At 43.4% G+C, this 20,166-nt stretch carries 20 protein-coding genes; 9 read left to right on the top strand and 11 right to left on the bottom strand.

The window, feature by feature from the left end; translation table 11 throughout:
• Positions 1–251: 251 nt before the first annotated feature.
• The 6 genes from F9K33_07080 to F9K33_07055 form a co-directional block, all read right to left on the bottom strand.
• Positions 252–1,175 carry a hypothetical protein gene (locus F9K33_07080; protein ID KAB2880064.1) on the bottom strand — a complete coding sequence of 308 codons (924 nt, stop codon included), beginning with the start codon at positions 1,173–1,175 and terminating at the stop codon, positions 252–254.
• A 13-nt stretch (positions 1,176–1,188) separates the two neighbouring features.
• Positions 1,189–1,635 carry a MarR family transcriptional regulator gene (locus F9K33_07075; GenBank protein ID KAB2880063.1) on the bottom strand — a complete coding sequence of 149 codons (447 nt, stop codon included), beginning with the start codon at positions 1,633–1,635 and terminating at the stop codon, positions 1,189–1,191.
• 292 nt (positions 1,636–1,927) lie between these two features.
• Positions 1,928–2,515: a YceI family protein gene (locus F9K33_07070; GenBank protein ID KAB2880062.1), complete on the bottom strand. Its 588-nt coding sequence runs from the start codon at positions 2,513–2,515 to the stop codon at positions 1,928–1,930.
• Between the two features lie 268 nt (positions 2,516–2,783).
• Complete coding sequence (locus F9K33_07065; protein ID KAB2880061.1) at positions 2,784–3,302, bottom strand: hypothetical protein; 519 nt, start codon at positions 3,300–3,302, stop codon at positions 2,784–2,786.
• A gap of 19 nt (positions 3,303–3,321) precedes the next feature.
• The gene (locus F9K33_07060) at positions 3,322–3,933 is read right to left on the bottom strand and encodes a hypothetical protein (GenBank protein ID KAB2880060.1); all 612 of its coding nucleotides are present in this window, start codon (positions 3,931–3,933) and stop codon (positions 3,322–3,324) included.
• Between the two features lie 10 nt (positions 3,934–3,943).
• The gene (locus F9K33_07055) at positions 3,944–4,510 is read right to left on the bottom strand and encodes a sigma-70 family RNA polymerase sigma factor (GenBank protein KAB2880059.1); all 567 of its coding nucleotides are present in this window, start codon (positions 4,508–4,510) and stop codon (positions 3,944–3,946) included.
• A gap of 273 nt (positions 4,511–4,783) precedes the next feature.
• On the opposite strand from F9K33_07055, the gene F9K33_07050 reads away from it, so the two are divergent.
• The 9 genes from F9K33_07050 (at position 4,784) to carA (ending at position 14,263) form a co-directional block, all read left to right on the top strand.
• Positions 4,784–5,368 carry a hypothetical protein gene (locus F9K33_07050; GenBank protein KAB2880058.1) on the top strand — a complete coding sequence of 195 codons (585 nt, stop codon included), beginning with the start codon at positions 4,784–4,786 and terminating at the stop codon, positions 5,366–5,368.
• Positions 5,369–5,430: 62 nt separating this feature from the next.
• A complete protein-coding gene (locus F9K33_07045; protein KAB2880057.1) occupies positions 5,431–7,773 on the top strand; it encodes a TonB-dependent receptor in 2,343 nt (780 codons plus the stop codon).
• A gap of 98 nt (positions 7,774–7,871) precedes the next feature.
• The gene (gene thiL, locus F9K33_07040; protein ID KAB2880056.1) at positions 7,872–8,873 is read left to right on the top strand and encodes a thiamine-phosphate kinase; all 1,002 of its coding nucleotides are present in this window, start codon (positions 7,872–7,874) and stop codon (positions 8,871–8,873) included.
• Between the two features lie 13 nt (positions 8,874–8,886).
• Positions 8,887–10,107, top strand: coding sequence for a M24 family metallopeptidase (locus F9K33_07035; protein ID KAB2880055.1), 1,221 nt, complete (start codon positions 8,887–8,889; stop codon positions 10,105–10,107).
• A gap of 168 nt (positions 10,108–10,275) precedes the next feature.
• Positions 10,276–10,749 carry a transcription elongation factor GreA gene (gene greA, locus F9K33_07030; protein KAB2880054.1) on the top strand — a complete coding sequence of 158 codons (474 nt, stop codon included), beginning with the start codon at positions 10,276–10,278 and terminating at the stop codon, positions 10,747–10,749.
• A gap of 5 nt (positions 10,750–10,754) precedes the next feature.
• Positions 10,755–10,997 carry a DUF2207 domain-containing protein gene (locus F9K33_07025; protein KAB2880053.1) on the top strand — a complete coding sequence of 81 codons (243 nt, stop codon included), beginning with the start codon at positions 10,755–10,757 and terminating at the stop codon, positions 10,995–10,997.
• A gap of 15 nt (positions 10,998–11,012) precedes the next feature.
• Positions 11,013–12,170 carry an N-acetyl-alpha-D-glucosaminyl L-malate synthase BshA gene (gene bshA, locus F9K33_07020; GenBank protein KAB2880052.1) on the top strand — a complete coding sequence of 386 codons (1,158 nt, stop codon included), beginning with the start codon at positions 11,013–11,015 and terminating at the stop codon, positions 12,168–12,170.
• A complete protein-coding gene (locus F9K33_07015; GenBank protein KAB2880051.1) occupies positions 12,170–12,901 on the top strand; it encodes a hypothetical protein in 732 nt (243 codons plus the stop codon). The genes bshA and F9K33_07015 overlap by 1 nt, the downstream gene beginning before the upstream one ends.
• 240 nt (positions 12,902–13,141) lie before the next feature.
• Complete coding sequence (gene carA / locus F9K33_07010; GenBank protein ID KAB2880068.1) at positions 13,142–14,263, top strand: glutamine-hydrolyzing carbamoyl-phosphate synthase small subunit; 1,122 nt, start codon at positions 13,142–13,144, stop codon at positions 14,261–14,263.
• Between the two features lie 43 nt (positions 14,264–14,306).
• On the opposite strand, the gene truA is transcribed toward carA, so the two are convergent.
• The 5 genes from truA to F9K33_06985 all read right to left on the bottom strand — a co-directional run bounded on the left by truA (position 14,307) and on the right by F9K33_06985 (position 20,158).
• The gene (gene truA / locus F9K33_07005) at positions 14,307–15,035 is read right to left on the bottom strand and encodes a tRNA pseudouridine(38-40) synthase TruA (protein ID KAB2880050.1); all 729 of its coding nucleotides are present in this window, start codon (positions 15,033–15,035) and stop codon (positions 14,307–14,309) included.
• Between the two features lie 272 nt (positions 15,036–15,307).
• Entirely contained in the window at positions 15,308–15,589 is a 282-nt protein-coding gene (locus F9K33_07000) for an integration host factor subunit beta (protein KAB2880067.1), read from the bottom strand.
• A gap of 6 nt (positions 15,590–15,595) precedes the next feature.
• Entirely contained in the window at positions 15,596–16,483 is an 888-nt protein-coding gene (gene sppA, locus F9K33_06995; protein ID KAB2880049.1) for a signal peptide peptidase SppA, read from the bottom strand.
• Between the two features lie 216 nt (positions 16,484–16,699).
• A complete protein-coding gene (locus F9K33_06990; protein KAB2880048.1) occupies positions 16,700–18,427 on the bottom strand; it encodes an ABC transporter substrate-binding protein in 1,728 nt (575 codons plus the stop codon).
• 123 nt (positions 18,428–18,550) lie between these two features.
• Positions 18,551–20,158 carry an ABC transporter substrate-binding protein gene (locus F9K33_06985; protein KAB2880047.1) on the bottom strand — a complete coding sequence of 536 codons (1,608 nt, stop codon included), beginning with the start codon at positions 20,156–20,158 and terminating at the stop codon, positions 18,551–18,553.
• Positions 20,159–20,166 lie beyond the last annotated feature (8 nt).

Raw genomic sequence — 20,166 nt, 5'->3', positions numbered from 1 at the left:
TAATGCCAGCATAAGAATCGATTTAGTTATCCTTAATAAATAAAAAAAGACAGCGTGACTATTGACTATTTACATACCAGCGAAGTCGAAGACTGATTTTACTAAACTTGGTCATGGTTCGACAAGCCTGTCCTGAGCCCTGCCGAAGGGCTCACCATGACGTAGGTGACTAAACCCGATAAGCACATTAAATAATTTTTGTCTAATTACATTCTGACTTATAAGCAACGGATTCGTTCGTTGCTTTTTTTTTAATTCAGCCCAAGCTCTTTTCGGTATACCGAATCCGCGACGGCATGTTTATTCCAATAATCCAGCATAACCGATTTTTTTCTGAGAGCTTTTGTGGTCAATAAAGCCGAGCTCTCTCCAAAACCGTCCTTGTAAGATTCTGCCCATGAAAGAATCTCATGCGGAAAATCCTTGCTAAATTGTATGGCGAGAGTTCGCCCTGAGTTAGTATAATTGACGCTGTAAGTAACCGTATCGGCGGCCAACTGAATCGCTGCCAGAGCGGTTTCAACTGCGAGCTTTTTGTGCCGCAGGCGCGATGCCAGTGTTCCCGAAATAATGTTTATTTCACCGACGGGCAGCAGTTCCGGAGCAAGGCGAATTCGCGTCCAAATTTCATCTTCTAAAAAGACTTTATTTAACGCATACTCTTCGTCTGACTCTTTTTCAAAATAAGAAAAAACTTTTACGTTAAATCCATCATTCCTATTGTTAATCTGCGCAAAAACCTGTCCGCACCACTCGAGAACAGTAGCGGTTATTTTCAGTGAATAAGGAAAATTTTTCAGGTCAATTGGCGTAAAAACGCTTTTCATCATCGTATAAGGATAAATTCCGGTATTAAAATTTTTGGTGAAATTGAGTTTCAACACAGGCGCCGCGTCGGCTTTGCCTTTGGAGTAATCTTCCAACTTAACCTGTTTTGAAGTCAAAAAATCTTCAGTCACATAGATCAGAACGGCATTGCCCTTATGGACTTCGCCGTAGCGTGCCTGTTCCAGATCGTAGTTCGTTAACTCGGCTTTGCCCTGATACCAATAATCTGAAAACTCTTTTCCATTGGGCGGCGCCCATGCGACAGTCTTGGTTTCGGCGTTCCGGCACGAAAAAACAGGGCACATGATGATAAATAAAATATAAAACGTATTTATAATATACTTCATAAACCTGCCTTTATTATCTAATCTTATCTAAAAGTTTATTTAAGGTCTCTGCTTCCGAAGATGAGAGATTGGAAACGAGCGAGTCAATTTGCGAAGCTTTCTCGTCAATTTGAGCTAGAAGCTCCAGCCCTTTTTCCGTAATGATGACGTCAACTTGACGGCGATCCTCAGGGCAAGTATTACGATTGAGCAATTTCTTTTTGAGCAGACGATCGACCAGGCGCGATACATCTGAATTTTGGTCCAACAGTCGTTCTTTAAGCAATTGTATCGAAGCGGTGTTGGGGTATTGGCCTCGTAATATGCTCAGGATATTAAATTGTTGAAATGAAATATCAAACGGCTTTAATATTTTCTGTTGTTCGTAAATAAGTCCGTTGTATTGATAGAACAAATTTGCCAGCAGACGGTGGTGTTCGTTGCGAAATTTAGCTTGTTTGATTTTGTCTTCAATTGGCATGTAACATAATAAATAATCAATCTGTTTCGGTCAAGTAAGAACTAAATTAAGTCCGTCCGGAAGTCGTTGTGAATAAGGTCATGCACAACGACTTCCCTGTTAATAGTTGGACGGCTTATCTTATTCATTATCGTACTTATCGGGTTGGCTCACAAAATGGAAGAGAACACTTCAGTCTGAGCGAAGTCGAAAACTGATTTTACTAAACTTGGTCATGGCTCGACAAGCTTGTCCTGAGCCCTGCCGAAGGGCTCACCATGACGTATGTGAGTAAACCCGATAAGCACATTCATTATTTCTTTTTAGCGAACTCTCCGTTGATAGTAATGTCAACTGTCTTCCCAACTACAAACCCGCCGGCTTCAATGGCTTTATTCCAATTAACGCCATATTCGGTGCGGTCTATGGAGCCGGTAACTTTCCAGCCTGACTTGACGTTTCCCCACGGGTCATTAATCTCGCCTTTGAACTTCGCGTCGAGTTCGATCGTTTTCGTCACGCCGCGCATCGTGAAGTCGCCTGTGATCTTATAAGTGTTGTCGCCGGTTTTAGTGAACGACTTGCTTTTAAAAGTTATAACAGGAAATTTTTCTACTGCAAAAAAGTCTTCCGATTTCAAATGCCCGTCTCTTTTTTCGTTATCGGTGCTTATGCTGCCGACTTTGATGGTCATTTCAGCCTGCGCATCAGAATAATCCGACTTCGTGCCGGTAATCGTCGCGTTGAAATCCGTAAAATTACCTGTAACTTCAGCGACAACCATGTGTGAAACACTAAAAATAACATTGGTATGAACCTGATCAACTTCCCAAGTTGTCTGCGCGAAAGCAGAACTAGCGGAAAGCAACAATGCAACAATAAGTGCATTCATTTTTTTCATAAAAGTCTCCTTTTAAAGTTATGGTGTAAAATAAATTAAATTACGTGTTCAAACATATAACGGTTAAACATGTAGTTTATTCCCGTTAGGTCACGTATAATGTAAGAATATAAATTACAAATGTTTAATAGCCGTGCTGAAGATATTCTTGGAAGGGATAGAACAACTTTGGTCTAATTAACATGTTCTGCTGTACAAACTACTGATCGATAGGCAACTGAATATTCTTCGGTTTGGTGACACCACATCAGCGATCGAACCGTTAATCCTACTCCATATCTTCTTCCCAGGAAGGTTGTGAAGGCATGTAGAATTGTTTCATTTTATGTTTTTTGGTGCGGAATTCAAAAACTTTCTCACGCATTTTCATCTGAAAATTCTGTTCAAATACAACAACGCGGGTTATCTGTGCGGGCGTGAGCTTTTTCTCCATATCTTTTATGAACGACGCATGATTGGACACGATCTTCATGTCGATCTCATTAACCTGATCCAGCGTCTTCATGATACTGTTGTCCGGCATCTCGTCACCTAATGCCGACATGTGAACGAGCCGCTTAAAAACATCACGTTTTTCTCTGTGGAGGTTCCTTTCTTGTTCCATAAAAGCATCATATATCTTTATAAAAACCTCGCTTTTTTCATAAGATAAATTGAGGTCTTCAAGCAGTTTCTTTTTTCTGAGGTCGTCAACTTTTTCTCGAAAACCGCCTTCTTCCTGCGCTATGCTCATGTGAAACGCAGTAATCACTAAAACCATGTAAACGGTAAACATTTTGATTTTCATAATACGACGCCTTTATAATTTAGAAAGTTGTTATTTTTTCGAGGTTGTCCAATAATTCATTCTGCTCTTCAGGGGAGAGTGCGCTGTAGTCCAGAACAGACTCTGTCGGATTAATAGTTTCTTCCCAATATGTTAATGCGGTTTTATCTGCTTCGTCATTATTCAATACATCGCTGATGAACTCATCGACGGCGGACTTATTCTGGCCAATGTAATGGTCAATGATCCTGGTTGAATTTAAACTGCTGACCCAGTCATATTGATCCAGCAAATAATCAATTTTTTGGTTAGTGAGCAAAACGCTATTCAGAAAAAAAAGGATCACAAGCGCGAGGCCGAAAGAAGGAAAGGCATGAACAAAACGTTCGCGAAAAACAGCACGCCGCCTGGTTTTTGTATCAATCCTGTCACGAACTCTCGGCAGAAATGTGCTCCAATAACGATCAGGGATGTCATCATATTTGGCGACATATTGTTTTTCGTTATTGATGTTTTGAATGACAGATGACCATTTATCAAATTCAGCTTTCCAATCTTCATCGTGCTGAACAAGATGGTAGATCTCTTGCTGCCGGTTTGCAGGGAGCTCGTGCAAAATGAATTCAATGATTTCCTGTTGATTGATTTTCATATAGGTTGTTTCATTTTCCGGATATGGCGTATCGGTTTTCAATAAACTGCTTAACCTTTTGGATCGCATGAAAAAAATTTGCTTTGATAGTTCCGATGGAGTTTCCCGTGATCTGCGCAATTTCCGCATGACTCAACTCATCATAAAAGCGCAAATTAAAAACGATTTTTTGTTTTTCCGATAATTGATCTACGGCTTCACGAATCATATTCTTCAGTTCGGTTTCCTGGAGTATCCCTTCCGGGTCTTGCTGACGCGATCTAAGCGGAACAGATAAATTTTCCAATGAAACTAAATTTTTCAACTTTTTTTTCCTCTGAAAAGAGATCGATTGGTTAATTGCGATACGGCATAACCAAGTATAGAGAGAACTCTCACCCCGGAATTTATGTAAATGTTCAAATGCTTTCACAAAAGTTTCCTGTAAAAGATCGTCCGTGTCGTCATGATCATTTGTGAAACCCCGAATAACGGCATATAAACGTTCACGGTATAACGATACGATCCGGTTGAAGGCCTTGTCCTTTTCGTAGGTCGAACCATGTTTAAATGATTCTACGAGTTCTTTATCATCCATTCCGGTTCATTGGCAGCGATGGTTACTCCAAATGTCAATCAAAGGTAATTATTAGACGAAGCAATTGCAAAAGGGTTTATAAAAAAACTTGAATTAACTATCAAAAATTAAGTGCGCATATGATCCAAAAAGAAGGAAAAAATGATCATTTGTAAGTAGACCGTCAGAAATTTGTAACAAAAACGTAAAATATGATAAGTGTCATATTATCCGATAGTTTTGGTATTATATTAAGGCGTAAATAATTTTTTTATTAACCTTACGAGGGATAAAATGAAAGCAAAAACTACCTTTCTGTCTATTGTAATGGGGACAGCACTGGCGATATTCGCCTTTACAGGCTGTGATGATAGCAAGCCGAATACGGCAACCATTCACGGGACGATCACATTCAAAAATTTATACACATGGACTCAGAGCGGCAGCGTCTCGTCTGCGGATAGCGGTGTGGTCGAAGTAGTTATATTCGGAGATTCAGTGTGGGCAGCAAGTCCGGGCGGAACATTTGCTCAAGGAGCACCATATAATGCGAATGAGCCGGTTATTTTGACTATCGATCCGGCAGACTCAACTTATGAATACTCTATTGAAGTAGAACCCGGTACTTATTCTGCTGTGGCAGTGGGGTATCGAACTAACCGTAGTTACTCATCCGCTTCAGGAAAGAAAACAGCAACTTTGGGCGTACATTGGGATCATCCGGATAGCGTGAGTTATGGTTTTACTTTTACTGGTGTTCCAGGATATCCAGCGCCGGCTCCGATCACGGTTCTCAAAGGCGACGATGTTGAAATTAATTTCCGGGCAGATTATAAATTTGCGGCGACCTGGTTTAACGTGTGGGTTAATATGTTTTAAATTAGACGGAGGTAACCCGGATACAACGGGTTACCTCTTTTTTGTATTTGAAGCGAGATGAAATGAATTACAGAAGCAACATAGTTTGCCTCTTTTTGTTAACTGTTTGTGCCGCTTTACACTGCAACTGGAATCTGTATGCGCAAGCGGTAGAGCCGGTTGCTTTTGCAACGTATTCTGACGACGAGATCGATGGAAACAAGAAAATCTTCGGAGAAATAACCGGGAAAATATATGATTCCAAAACAAATGAGCCTTTATCTTATGTGAATGTTATGGTGGTCGGAACCGTTTTGGGCGATGTCTCGGACGAAAATGGAATATTTAAAATCACCAAAATTCCTGTCGGGCTGCATAAACTTCGGGCGACGTTCATCGGATACGATATGAAGTTGGTAGAGAGTATCCCGGTCACTTACAATCGCGCTACTTTTGTTGAGATTCCCATGGCCGAGGCGGCTATTATTTCTGAAGACATCGTGATCACTGCATCCCGAAGAGAACAGACGGCTAACTTGGCGCCCGCCAGCGTCGGAGTTATCACGGCAGATGAGATCAAGAATAAAGGAATCGCCACATTCGATCAGGTTATTGAAGCCGCGCCAAGCGTGCAGATGACGCGTTCCAGCGGCTCCAATGTGCAAGCAGTTTCGATTCGAGGTTCATCCGAGGTTGCCGGAGCCGGTGTTGGTAATCGTGTTCTACTTCTGATCGATGGCCGGCCGGCCCTGAGCCCGGAATCGGGCGGAGCTCTTTGGAATCTTGTTCCCACCAATTCCATCGAACGCGTGGAAGTTGTCAAAGGCGCTTACTCTTCGCTGTATGGTTCCAATGCCATGGGCGGTGTGATCAATGTTATAACGAAAAAGCCGGTTTTGAAGCCTTATACCAAAGTTCATGCGGAATACGGGTTTTACAATCCCGCTCCTTCCTATACGGGCTACAACAAAGTTGGCGACTACAATACATTGGAGTTCTCACACAGCAGAAAAATTGATAATTTTTCATTCCTCGTAGATGCCGGACGCAAATCGAATGACGGGCACAGAGAATCTACAGGATTTAAGATGTATAATATTTACGGAAAAGGAATATATAATTTTTCAAATAACCGGAATATCCAGCTATCGGCTAACTACAATTGGATACACAACGAATATCCTGCAACATGGCTTAATTTTATAGAGTCCTATTCCGTCGCTCCTTGGAGGCAAGACGACCGTCAAAACCGGCATGAATTCAGCAGCGATCTTTACTATTATGCCATTCCCAGCACTTCAGTTAAGTATTCAAGCCGGTTCTATTATTATAACAATGGTTCAGAATATGTGTTTGATAAGAACCCGGAAAATGACAGTACGAATGTTAACGTCGGACATCAGGAAATTCCCAAAACGACGATCAACACTTTTCGTGTGGGGAATGTTTCCCAGTTGGATTACTATGTAGGAGAAATGCATTATCTGATAGCAGGAACGGATTTCCAGTTTGATTATACCGATGCCCGTCCGGCAGATATTTTATATGGAAAGCACAAGGCCGTCAATGTGGCCGGGTACGTGCAGGATGAGATCCGGTTGCACCGAAAATTCACAACGACGGTCGGGCTTCGTTATGATTACAATACAATCTTTGGCGATTACTCCGAAGGCAATTTCAGCCCCAAAGTATCGATGGTATATGCAGTCACTGATGATTGGTCGGTAAGAACGCTTCTGGCGCAGGCGTACCGAAACCCTTCGGTGGCTGAAAGATATATTAAATATGAATCCGGCGGAGGGATCAATTTCATTCAGGATCCTAACTTAAAGTCGGAAAAACTGTTTGTTTCGTTTGAACTTGGCACAAAATTTCGCATCACTGAATATACGGCATATGACATTTCCTATTTCTACAATGAGTACAAGAATCTCATTGCCTATAAACTGGTTTCAGGAAACCTGTACAAGGTTCTTAATCTCAATCGCGCAAGGATGCAGGGGATCGAATTCAATTTCAATCTGTATTGCAAACACTACTATACGGCATCTTTTGGTTATACCTATCTGGACGCGAGGGATATCTCCAGGAATGCAGGACAAAGCGATATTGGTTACGCAAACGGCAATCACGATCTTCCGTATAAGGTTAAACACTCTTTTAATTTTAATTCCGATGCGTTTTATGGTAATATTGCGTGGAATGTGAACGGACGATATAACAGCTCAATACAAGAGGTTTCGATCTATCCAGGAAGCGAGCCGGATGCCTTTTTTGCATTAAATTCAAAGCTATCTTACAAATTTCAGCATGGCCTGCTGGTTTATTTTGCGGTGAACAACATTACCAACACGCAATACGAAGAAATTGAACGATATCGGATGCCCGGACGAAGTTATACCATCGGAACCATTTTTGAATTCTAAATCCCCTAAAAACCCCGCTACATACGGCGTTTTCAAGCCAGTTGATCTTTAAAAACAATTTGATTAAATGCAGATATTCGTTTATATTGCCAACGTTTATGGCGCCAAAAACGAGCATGCAGCAGGTTGACGAATTCGGTCTAATCAATTTGATCAGCCGGATTCTAAAAAAAGGTCAAAGAAACTCAAAGCTGGTACTCGGTATTGGAGACGACGCGGCGGTGTTTAAGACATCCAAAAATATGTGGAATGTTGTCACCGTCGATGCGTTAGTTGAAGGTATTCATTTTGATCTTCGATATTCGAATTTTAAAAAATTGGGCCGGAAAGCGCTGTCGTCCAATCTAAGCGATATTGCGGCGATGGGAGCCGTTCCGACATGGGCGCTGCTCAATCTGACGATTCCCGCCAAAATCACTGCAGATAATATCACGGAACTGTATCGCGGTATTTCGGAGATCGCAAAAAAGTATCAGACACAGGTAATAGGCGGAAATATCACTCGGGCGAAAAGTGAATTGGTAATCTGTATTACTTTACTCGGAGAGGTTGAGCCAAGATATATTCTGAAACGATCTTCGGCAAAAGTCGGCGATATTATTGCAGTCACGGGCGATCTTGGCGGATCGCATGCGGGCCTGAGCATTTTGCAGAATCGTAAACGATCTTCAGTATTTTCTTATATTACAGAGAAACATTTGAATCCTGAGCCACGTAACGAGTGGATTCGCCTGCTTTTAAAAAAAGGGGTTAAAATAAATAGCTGTATTGATATCAGCGACGGGCTATCTTCGGATCTCAGCCATATCTGCAGGGCAAGCAAAGCCGGCGCGGAATTAGAATTGGCGCATATCCCTGTTCATCCCGAAACGCTAAGAGCGGCACAACTAAAAAAAGATAATATTCTGGATTACGTATTGCACGGCGGTGAGGAATATGAGCTGTTGATGACCCTCACGCCGAAGAATTTTAAGAAGGCCAAACGAATTTTGGGAAAGAACATTACCGCTATCGGAAGAATGACCGCTTCTAACATGATTAGCGGGATAAGGAATAACAAGAAAACAAAAATCGAAGTTAAGGGCTTTAAACACTTTTAATCAGGAATACATTATGGAAACAACATTCGAAAAAGGACTATCGGACAGCCGGGTAAAACAGATCCAAGATTCCCTTCAGACATTGGGACTTGACGGGTGGTTATTCTACAGCTTTCGAAAAAATAATTCTATCGCGCAAAAAATTCTTGTTCTGCCGGAACATCTGACGCAGATGAGGCGTTTTTTTTATTACATTCCTGCCAAAGGCGTGCCGCAAAAATTGGTTCACGGTATCGAACGAGGGACATTGGATACGCTGCCGGGCGACAAAATGATCTATTCAAGCTGGCGTGAACTTGAAGACGCGCTTAAACGAATGGTTAGAGGCGGCAAGAAAATCGCGATGGAATATTCACCGGAAGCAAATATCCCGTACATTTCGATCGTGGACGCCGGTACCGTCGAACTCGTTAAAAAAACTACGGGCGCTGAAGTCGTTTCTTCAGCGGATCTTATCCAATTCTTCGATTCTATCTGGGATAACGAACAGCTTGAATTTCACCTCGAAGCCTCGCGCGCGCTGATCAAGTTCGTTCACGAGGCGTTTGCGGAAATAAAGAGTAAACTCAAATCAAAACAAAAAATCACGGAATATGACGTACAGCAATTTATACTTAAGCGCATCCGCGAACACGGGATGACAACCGAGCATTTTCCAAATTGTTCCGTCAACCAAAATTCCGGCGATCCGCATTATGAACCCACTAAAGATGTTTTCAAAGAGATTCACGAAAACGATTTTGTTCTGATCGATCTTTGGTGTAAGAAAAACACGCCGAGAGGAGTTTACGCCGACTACACATGGGTAGGTTACGCGGGGACAACGGTTCCGGAAAAATACGAAAAGATTTTTCAGGTAGTGAAAGGCGCGCGCGACGCCGCTGTGAGTTTTATCAAGAATGAAATAACTAAGGAACAGCCGCTTTACGGATGGCAGGTTGATGACGTGTGCCGAAATTATATTAAATCGAAGGGATACGGCGAATATTTTATTCACCGCACGGGACATTCGATCGGAGAGGACGTTCATGGCAATGGCGCGAACATAGATAATCTCGAGACAAAAGACAATCGCCGTATCATACCGCGCACTTGTTTTTCGATAGAGCCCGGAATCTATTTTATCGATGACTTCGGCGTGCGCACTGAAATCGATGTATTTGTCATGGAAAATAAAGACATTCTTGTGACGGGAACGCCGCTGCAACAGGAAGTGCTCGCTATTCTTAAATGATTTCACAACGGCTCCGATTGAATGAGAAAAACAAATATAATATTCCGTAAATTTCGCCGATTCCCGCAGAAAGTTTGTCTGCGTAATTAGCAAGACCTGCGGGAAAATATTTCAGAAACAGGCTAGTTTCATAATTTTTGTTAACGAAAAGGAGAAAATTCTTAAACAATGGCGAAGTTTTATGTGACCCCGGAGGGCCTTAAAAAAATGAAGGAAGAGATCAAGCAGTTGAAAAACGTGAAACGCCCTGAGATCACAAACCGTGTTCAAGTCGCGCGCGAGCACGGTGATCTCAAAGAAAATGCGGAATACCATGCCGCGAAGGAAGAACTCCAGCATCTGCAAAACCGCATCAACGATATGGAATATAAACTCATGCATGCGGTGATCGTCAAAGAAGAAGATATTCCATCGGATAAAGTATACATTTTGGCAACGGTGAATCTTCAAAACATCAAAACTAAAGAAAAAATAACGTACACGTTGGTTCCGGATAACGAAGCCGATTGGGAAACGGGAAAAATATCCGTCAATACGCCGATCGGTAAAGGGCTGCTCGGTAAGGCCGTCGGGGATACGGCGACCATTCAGGTTCCCAACGGCGAATTGCAGCTTAAGATTTTAAAAATTTCCAGAAATTAACATTCATGTCTGAAGAACGAACTCCTTTAGAAAACCATAATGATATTCAGGATGCCGAGGATGCGAAAGCCGAAGCCAAACGTAAGCGGGCTTTTTACTGGCAGATCTACGGTTGGTCGGTCATAGGTCTGATGATCCTGACTATTGTATTGAATATGTTTGGCCTTTTTGGCCCTGACTTCAACCGATACATCATGATCGGTATTGTCGTCGCGTATGGTGTGTATATTGTATTCAGGCGAAGATAGTTTAGAAAGAAAAAAATGAAAATTGGCGTTACGTGTTACCCGACCTATGGAGGCAGCGGTGTTGTTGCTACTGAACTGGGTATTGAGCTTGCAAAACGAGGCCACGATATTCATTTTATCACCTCCGACATCCCGTTCCGTTTAGCGTCCTTTCGAGAACATATTTATTTCCATGCCGTTGACGTTATGACGTATCCGGTTTTTGAATATACGCCGTATGCGTTGTCCCTCGCCGCGCGTATGGCTGAGGTTGCTGAGTTTGAAGATCTCGATTTGCTCCATGTGCATTACGCGATACCGCATGCGCCCAGCGCGTATCTTGCAAAACAGATCATACGAAAAAATAACCGCATCAAGGAATTGAAGATCGTCACGACGCTGCATGGAACGGATATAACGCTGCTGGCTATGGATAGGTCTTTTCTGAATCTTATCAAATTCAGTATCGACGAAAGCGACGGCACGACGGCGGTATCTAAATATCTCCGCAACCGGACCTATTCCGAGATTAAACCCAACCGTAAGATCGAAGTGATTCACAATTTTATCGATACCGAAAAATATAAACCGCACGATGAATCCGACGGCGCCTGTAATGGTTTTCTTCACCACATCGCGCCGAAAGGTGAAAAGATCATCATGCACACAAGTAATTTTCGCCCATTGAAGCGGTTGAATGATGTAATCAAAATATTTGCCAAAGTTAAAGAATCGGTGAACAGTAAACTCGTTCTCATCGGCGACGGGCCGGAACGGTACAATACAGAACAACTTGCGCGTGAACTGCACGTTGAACATGATGTTTTATTTCTTGGCAAACAGGAAGCGGTGTCCGATCTCATCTGCAAAGCGGACGTGTTTCTGCTTCCGAGCGAATCGGAAAGTTTCGGCCTCGCAGCACTCGAAGCGATGGCTTCGGGAGTTCCTGTCGTGACCACCAATGTCGGCGGCCTCCCTGAGATTAATGTTCATGGCGAAACGGGATATCTTGAAAAACTCGGAGATGTGGACGCGATGGCGGACGATATTGTCAAAATATTATCGGATAAGAGTCTGCAACAGCAATTGGGAAATGCATCCCGAAAACGCGTCATTGATAATTTCGGGACAGATCGCGTAGTGCAAATGTACATTGACTACTACGAAAACGTTTTATCAGGGAAAAATATTTAATGCCCTCCTCAAAAAAAATTCTGATCATTGCTCATCGCGGCGTTACGTATTCAGGCTATCCGGAGAATTCGATTCCGGGCTTTAATGCGGTTTTGGAAGAAGGTTATGACGGCGTAGAGTTGGATGTGCGTCTCACGAAAGACAAAGAACTGGTGGTTTTTCATGATATCCGCTTGGAGCGTTTGACAGAAGGTGGCCGCGGTATGGTGCGAAGCAAGAAATTATCCGACCTTCAAAAGATCAAACTTAAAAGTGATACGGTGGAAACGTATATTCCATCCCTGTCCGACGTACTGGAGCTGTATAAACACACTTCGGTCTTCATCAATATTGAAATCAAAAGCGAAATGCCGCTCAGGGGAAAAATCGAGAAACGGGTTGTGGAATTAATCTATAAATTCGGACTGCAAAGAAAGGTCATCATTTCGTCCTTCAATCCGCTTGTTATAAAAAAAATCCAGAAAGTGGACCCGACGCTGCGAACCGGTTTTATTTATGAAAAACGTATGCCACGCTTGAATCAGCGCCTGGCGAAAGGGCTGATTGTCGATTCCTGGCACCCCAATTACAACGGTATTACGGACGCACTGCTTGAGAAGGCGCGCGAATCCGGCTGTACCGTTTTCCCGTGGACCGTTAATACCGAAACGGAACTGCTAAGGATGAAAAAATTTAACGTGGACGGCGTAATCACCGACTTTCCGAATTTAGCCAGACAGGTCTTACGCTGATTTTTTGTAACTGCTCAGCCGTCAGTCTAAATTACCGATCGTGTCATTCAGCAAGAATCTTTTCAAATCATAGGTCGCAAGTTGCAACGAAAAAAGATTCCTACAGAATGACATCGGTGTTTTCTGATTTTAATTTCTATGTTGATTCGAATTATCCCTTGATGAACTAAAAGAAATCAGAATATCTGAAGTAGTTATAATTAATTCCTTAAACGATAAAATCAAAAAAGCAGAATGAGAATCAAAGCTAGACTGGTATTAGAAGATGGAAAAACATACGATTGTTTTTCATTTGGAGCGGAAGGCGAGACAACAGGAGAGATCGTATTCAATACCAGTATGACCGGATATCAGGAGATATTATCCGATCCGTCGTATTGCGGACAGATGATCGTGATGACCTATCCGCTGATCGGTAATTACGGAATTTGCGAAGAGGATTTCGAATCGGATAAACCCCAAGTCAAGGCATTTATAGTTAAAGAACTCTGTACCTATCCATCGAATTGGCGCTCGGGCACTTCGCTGGATTCTTTATTGAAAAGTCACAATATCATGGGCGTCGAGGGTCTGGACACGAGGGCGATCACGCGGCACATACGCAATAGCGGCGCCATGCGCGCGATCATTTCCACCAAAGATCTAGATGTCCCGGGTTTGCTTGAAAAGGTGAAACGATCACCGAGCATGATGGGCGCGAATCTGGTGGATGAAGTGACGTGTAAGAAGGCATACACATGGAATGAGCCTAATGGCAGAGACTGGCAATTTCTTGAAAATGTTACGAAGGAGAATAAGTACACGATCGCGGTTTATGATTTCGGTGTGAAGCGGAATATTCTCCGAAAATTGGTTGAGCGCGGATGTAAGTTGCATGTTTTTCCATCGAAAACGAAAGCGGAAGAAATTCTAAAGATCAATCCTGACGGCGTATTCTTGTCCAATGGGCCCGGCGATCCGGAGGCCGTGGATTACGTCATTCCTGAAATTAAAAAACTTATCGGCAAGAAACCGATTTTCGGGATCTGTCTCGGTCAACAATTAGCCGGTATCGCATTGGGCGCTCACACGTACAAACTCAAGTTTGGTCATCGCGGGGCAAATCATCCGGTGAAGAATCTGGAAACCGGCGTGATCGAGATTACGTCCCAAAATCACGGTTTTACCGTAGACCCCAAATCGCTGAATGAAAGAGAGATCGAGCTTACGCATTTCAATTTATACGACGGTACGCTCGAAGGATTTCGCCATAAAGAACTGCCTATCTTCTCCGTGCAATACCATCCCGAGGCGTCTCCTGGCCCGCACGATAGTGATTATCTTTTCAATAAATTCATGGACAGTATTGAGGATTTCGCGTAGCAGTGAGCCTTATAGGTTTACTTAGCAACCGGATCTTTCTTTTTCAATACACCACCTCTTCCAGACACAAACCTTCCGCCGGTGCCGAAAATCCGGCAACGCGGCGGTCTTCTTTTTCCATGATGGCTACGAGATCGTCATAGGTGATTCTTTCTCGGCCTAAGTTAACGAAAGTTCCCACTATTGTTCTAACCATGTTGTGCAGAAACCGATTGGCGTGAATCTCGAATAACTTAACCCCGTCTTTTTCATACCATTCGGCTTTGCGCACTTCGCAAATGTAATGACTCACCTCCGCCTTTGATAAGCAAAACGACCGGAAATTTTTTTGACCGATCAAAAGATTACATGCCGATTTCATAATCTCAAAATCCAATTCGTGCGGATAATACCAGTAATATTGACGTCCAATAGAAATAGGGTTTTGTGCTATGTAGTATTTATATCGTCTTTCTTTAGCAGAAAATCGCGAATGGAAATTCATGTCCGCTTCATTTATTGATTTGATCCGCACATCGTCAGGAAGAACGGCATTCAGTCCCTTTATCAGTTCAGGCAGTCCCATTTCTTTTTCGATCTTAAAATTTCCAACCTGACCCCGCGCATGCACGCCTGTATCGGTACGACCGGCGCCTTCAACGGTAACTTGCTCACCCGTAATCTGTTTCACGGCGCGCTGGAGCTCGCCCTGTACGGAACGATGGTGCGGCTGGAACTGCCATCCGTTAAAATTAGTGCCATCGTATTCGATAACAATTTTAATGTTTCGCATAGACCGGTATCAGCTATAAAGAAAAATTTTTTCGAGCCTTCGGTAAACTTAGAACTCAACCGATAACATAAAAAATGAGTCCCGCTTTTTTGGAGCGGGACTTGAAGGTAACGAATATTATATGAGATTAGCGATTTTTTTTCTTATGACGATCGCGGCGTAATCTTTTTTTGCGTTTATGCGTTGCCATTTTTCTTCTTTTTCTTTTTCTTCCGCAGGGCATGCGAGATCTCCTTTCGAGTGATTGAGTTGTTTAATAATAAATCTATATTCTATTTTTTTACATTAACAGCCTTACGCAGGTCTTTTGACGGACGAAACTGGGGAACGCGCCGTTTGGGCAATTGTACCTTGCCTCCGGTTTTTGGGTTCCGCGCCAAACGCGGCTGGCGCTCGATAATGCGAAAACTGCCAAGTCCGCGAATTTCGATCTCGTTGCCTTCTTTCAGCGAATCATTAATTGCAACGATGAAGCCGTTGATCACGGCCTCCGTTTCGATCTTCGTCAGTCCGACGGCGGCGGCAACTTTGGTGACTATTTCGGCTTTGGTCAGATTCATTTAAAATCCGTATTTGTAGCTCACGACCGGGTAACTTTTAAATTCCGGTAAGGAGATCACCGATTCGATTTTAGACGCGGCATCATCGTCAAACAGGATATCAAAAAATGACGGTTTGTATTTTTTTTCCTTGACCACTTCCGGAGTACCGGGAATACCTACTTTAGCGGCTGCGATCATAATGGCGTCGTCGTAAGTTCCGAGCACATCGACGAACTTAAGCTCTTTCGCTTGCTCGCCCGTATAGACCCTGCCGTCGGCATATTCACGCACGTAGGCGGTATCCAGACCTCTTTCAGTTGAAACCGCGACCACAAATTGGCTATATGCATTCATCACAAAATTTTGCAAATAATTTTCTTCGGCCTTCGTCATGTCGCGGTACGGGCTCAAGGCATCCTTGAATTGTCCGCTTTTGATGGTGGTGAATTTCACGCCTACTTTTTCCAGTAGTTTATCCACATTCGGATACTGAATAATCACGCCGATACTGCCGGTGATTGTTCCCGGATTCGCAACTATGGTATCCGCCGGACAAGCTACATAATATCCGCCGGACGCCGCGACACTTCCCATAGAAACGATGACGGGTTTTCCCGATGCGCGCGTTTTCTTGACCATATCAAAAATTTCCTGCGACGGCGTTATGCCCCCGCCTGGACTTTCAATTCTAAATACAATAGCTTCCACGGAACTGTCGTCACGGTATTTTTTGAATTGGCGCACAATGTCGCGTGAATCCACGATCGTGCCTTCTAATTCGATCAACGCAATCTTTCGTCCAAAACTAACATCCGGTTTAATAAATTTGAATACCATAAACAGGAGCATGGAAACAAAGCAAAAAACGAAAAACGCTAAAAGTATAACCGTCGACTTATTTTTCATAATCCCTTATATTATTCGAAATGGGAGCAAAAGTATAAAAAAAACAAGCGAGAGTCAACCCTAAATGTGATTAACTTATTCCACCGCACTTTTCCGAATTTTCGAATGGAACTGGAATGCATCTGAAAATCCATGAGATCATCGCGTATCGGAACAATCGACACCTAATGTGCGATAGTAACCACGGAAAGTCTTTAATGTGTTCACCTTCCCATTTTATTTTTTTAACCATACTTTGTCAAATTTTCTGACCGAACTGGAATGCAGAACGAAATCCATGACGTTATCACGCATAGGAACGATCGAAACCGAATGGGCTATAGTGAACCACGGAAGATCTTTATTGAAAATTTCACATGCTTTTTTGTATACATTGCTTCGTTCCACGGGCTCAAATGTAATCTTTCCTTTTTCAATAAGGTTGTGCATTTCTTCGCTTTTGTATGATGCGGCATTAGTCGATCCCACATTTTTTGCATTTACCTTGTCCAATAACGGGAAGAAAAAGAAATGCGGATCGGGCGCATCGCCGACCCAGCCGGCTAACGCGAGTTCATGTTCACCACGCTCCCGCCGGGCAAGAACTTCTTTCCATTCGTACGACACGATTTCCACTTCAATGCCGACGGCTTTTAATTCCTTTTGAATGAATTCAGCTGTCAGCTGTCCGTTGGGCATATATTCTCGTACGATAGGTAAGCTCAGGAGTTTGGTTTTAAAGCCATTCGGGAACCCAGCCTCTTTCAGAAGTTCTTTGGATTTCTCCGGATTATATGGCGTAAATCGGATCTCTTCGTTATACCCAAGTAACACCGGCGGAATGGGGTTTTTTGCAGCGCGGCCGAGTTGGCCGTACACTTCTTTGACCAAGTGTTCACGATTGATTGCATAAACGATAGCCTGGCGAACACGCAGATCCGTAAAAGGTTTTTTGCTCATATTCATCGCCAGGTACGCGACATTGATGCCGTGCTGCTTTGCCATTTTGACGCCGGATGTATTTTCAATTTCTGCAAGATCGGCTTGTCCCGGCGTAGACATCATATTCACAGTGCCCGCTTTCAATTCCAGCCACCGCTGATGGCCGTCAGAAATGGGTTTAAAAACCAACGTATCTGCATAAGGCCGGCCGTTCATGAAATTTTCAAATGCGACGCATACCACCGATCCGTCGTCATTCCAGCTTGAAAATTTAAATGCGCCCGTTCCGACGGGATTTTTATAAAAATCATTTTTGTATTTTTTAACTGCTTCAGGACTGACGATCGCGGCAAAATTGATCGTGAGCAAATTCAAAAAGGTCGCATCCGGTTTGCTTAATTTGAACTCAACCGTCGAATCGTTAACTGCGGCTATAGTTCTCACCACTTTATCCATATCGAAATTTTTCCAGTATTCAAATGCGTCCCGCGTAGTATATCCGGGATGTTTTGGGTCTTTTTGCCTGTTAAAACTGAACAATACCGCATCGGCGTTGAAAGGCGTGCCGTCATGGAAAGTGACTCCGGATCGGAGATTGAATGTGTAAGTCAAACCGTCCTTTGAAATATTCCATGATTTTGCCAGTGCAGGATTTATCGCCGCTTTACCTGCTTGTTGTTCTACGAGCCCATCGAAAATGCTGGCAACAATGACCGACGATTCAGTTTCTTTTGTTGCGGCAGGATCGAGCGAGATCGGCGGGCCGTTCTTCGCGTAGATCAACGTGCCGCCGTATTCCGGTTTGGAATTATCGCCGGAGGCTGAATCTTTTTTTTCTCCCCCGCAGCCGATTAGCGATAAACCGATCGTGCAGATAAAAATCCATTGATAAAATGTTTGATGTTTCAAGACGCTTCTCCTTTCTGAATAATCGAACCGCACAAATAAGTTGCAGTGAGAGCACGGTAGTTCCGAACTAAAATAGAACTGCCACAGATTCACATATGAATTATTTAAGAACAGAAGTTGAAGAAAAAGTCCATTTACTTATAACACTTCGACAGGCACAGCATGACATACATGCTATTAAACAGACTTTTTTTCTTTGTAAAAATTTGTGACCATTTGCGGCTTAACGGTTACCGGCTATTTTTTAAGCCAGACTTTGTCGAATTTTCTAACGGAACTTGCGTGCATGAGAAAATTCATCACGTGGTCGCGCATCGGAACGATGGCGACGGCATGCGCTATCGTAAACCACGGCAGGTCTTTATTAAAAACCTCACAAGCCTTCTTGTAAATATTGCTTCTCTCCACCGGATCGAAAGTTTCTTTTCCTTTGACGATCAGGTCGTGCATTTCCTGGCTTTTGTAAAATGCCGCATTATTCGATGGCCGTTGTTCGGCGCTCACCTTATCAAGCAATGGATAGAAAAAGAAATGCGGATCGGGAACATCGCCAACCCATCCGGAGATAAGCAGTTCATGCTCGCCATTGCCGCGACGTCTCAGATATTCCTGAAATTCCGGTATGATTATTTCGGTTTCAATTCCCACCGCTTTCAGATCGGCCTGGATAAGTTCAGCGGCAAGTTTTCCATTAGGCATATATTCGCGTGAAACGGGCAATGTCCAGAGCGAACTCTTGAACCCGTTCGGAAAACCGGCTTCCGTAAGAAGCTGTTTAGCCTTTGCAGGATCGAAGGGAGTGAAGCGAATTTCTTCATTGTAACCCAGCAGATTTGGAGGGATTGGATTTTTGGCCGGCCGACCGAGTTGTGACAGGACAGCTTTTACCAGTTTTTCCCGGTCGATGGCATACACGATCGCCTGGCGAACTTTCAAATCATCAAACGGCTTCTTATTCATATTCATCGCAAGGTATGCGACATTGACCCCGGGTTGTTGCGAAGATTTTACTCCAGCGGTATTCTGTATCTCTGCCAGATCGGCCTGATCCGGGACGCTCATCATACTGACTGCGCCTTCTTTAAGAGCTTGCCAGCGCTTACGCGCATCGGGAAAGGGCTTGAATATCAGCGTATCGAGATACGGTCTGCCGTTCCAATAATGCTCATTTGCCACCGTCACCACGCTTCCGTCATCGCTCCAGCTTACAAATTTGAATGCGCCGGTTCCAACCGGGTTCTTGTACGCATCGGCGCCGAATTTTTTCATTGCCTCCGGACTGATTATCTGAAGAAAGTTCATGGATAGAATATTAAGGAACGTTGCATCCGGGCTTGTCAGTGTAAATATTATTGTGGAGTCATCCGGCGCTTTAATGCTCTTGATGATATTATCCATATTAAAACTCCGCCAGAAATCAAAATCGGCCTTGCCGTGAAAAGGATGTTTGGGGTTGCCCTGTCGATCGAACGAGAACAGAACGGAGCCTGCCGTGAAAGGAGTGCCGTCATGAAATTTGACGCCATTTCGTAAATGGAATGTATATATTTTTCCGTCTTTGGAGATATCCCATGATTTTGCAAGGCATGGATCGATTGCGATTTTCCCGGCGCGCTGCTGTACCAAGCCGTCAAAAATATTGTCCGCGATGACGGTTGACTCCGTTTCTTTCGTGAGCGCGGGATCAAGCGTGATTGGAGGACCGTTCTTAGCATAAATAAATGTTCCTCCGTATTCCGGTTTAGCGTCGTCGCTTACCGTATTTGTTTTTTTCTCAGGTCCGCATGAGAGGCTCCATACGGCGATGCAAGCCGATAGGATAAATGAAAGTTTTCTTGTGATCATATCTCTAT

The sequence above is a fragment of the bacterium genome, assembly GCA_008933615.1.
Classification (GTDB): Bacteria; CLD3; CLD3; order SB21; family SB21; genus SB21.
This window is presented reverse-complemented; position numbering and strand designations above follow the sequence as displayed.

Excerpts from the sequence above, each read along its gene's own strand:
- F9K33_07080 (KAB2880064.1), bottom strand. The coding sequence starts at position 1,175 with ATGAAGTATATTATAAATACGTTTTATATTTTATTTATCATCATGTGC.
- F9K33_07075 (KAB2880063.1), bottom strand. The coding sequence starts at position 1,635 with ATGCCAATTGAAGACAAAATCAAACAAGCTAAATTTCGCAACGAACAC.
- F9K33_07070 (KAB2880062.1), bottom strand. The coding sequence starts at position 2,515 with ATGAAAAAAATGAATGCACTTATTGTTGCATTGTTGCTTTCCGCTAGT.
- F9K33_07065 (KAB2880061.1), bottom strand. The coding sequence starts at position 3,302 with ATGAAAATCAAAATGTTTACCGTTTACATGGTTTTAGTGATTACTGCG.
- F9K33_07060 (KAB2880060.1), bottom strand. The coding sequence starts at position 3,933 with ATGAAAATCAATCAACAGGAAATCATTGAATTCATTTTGCACGAGCTC.
- F9K33_07055 (KAB2880059.1), bottom strand. The coding sequence starts at position 4,510 with ATGGATGATAAAGAACTCGTAGAATCATTTAAACATGGTTCGACCTAC.
- F9K33_07050 (KAB2880058.1), top strand. The coding sequence starts at position 4,784 with ATGAAAGCAAAAACTACCTTTCTGTCTATTGTAATGGGGACAGCACTG.
- F9K33_07045 (KAB2880057.1), top strand. The coding sequence starts at position 5,431 with ATGAATTACAGAAGCAACATAGTTTGCCTCTTTTTGTTAACTGTTTGT.
- thiL (KAB2880056.1), top strand. The coding sequence starts at position 7,872 with ATGGCGCCAAAAACGAGCATGCAGCAGGTTGACGAATTCGGTCTAATC.
- F9K33_07035 (KAB2880055.1), top strand. The coding sequence starts at position 8,887 with ATGGAAACAACATTCGAAAAAGGACTATCGGACAGCCGGGTAAAACAG.
- greA (KAB2880054.1), top strand. The coding sequence starts at position 10,276 with ATGGCGAAGTTTTATGTGACCCCGGAGGGCCTTAAAAAAATGAAGGAA.
- F9K33_07025 (KAB2880053.1), top strand. The coding sequence starts at position 10,755 with ATGTCTGAAGAACGAACTCCTTTAGAAAACCATAATGATATTCAGGAT.
- bshA (KAB2880052.1), top strand. The coding sequence starts at position 11,013 with ATGAAAATTGGCGTTACGTGTTACCCGACCTATGGAGGCAGCGGTGTT.
- F9K33_07015 (KAB2880051.1), top strand. The coding sequence starts at position 12,170 with ATGCCCTCCTCAAAAAAAATTCTGATCATTGCTCATCGCGGCGTTACG.
- truA (KAB2880050.1), bottom strand. The coding sequence starts at position 15,035 with ATGCGAAACATTAAAATTGTTATCGAATACGATGGCACTAATTTTAAC.
- sppA (KAB2880049.1), bottom strand. The coding sequence starts at position 16,483 with ATGAAAAATAAGTCGACGGTTATACTTTTAGCGTTTTTCGTTTTTTGC.
- F9K33_06985 (KAB2880047.1), bottom strand. The coding sequence starts at position 20,158 with ATGATCACAAGAAAACTTTCATTTATCCTATCGGCTTGCATCGCCGTA.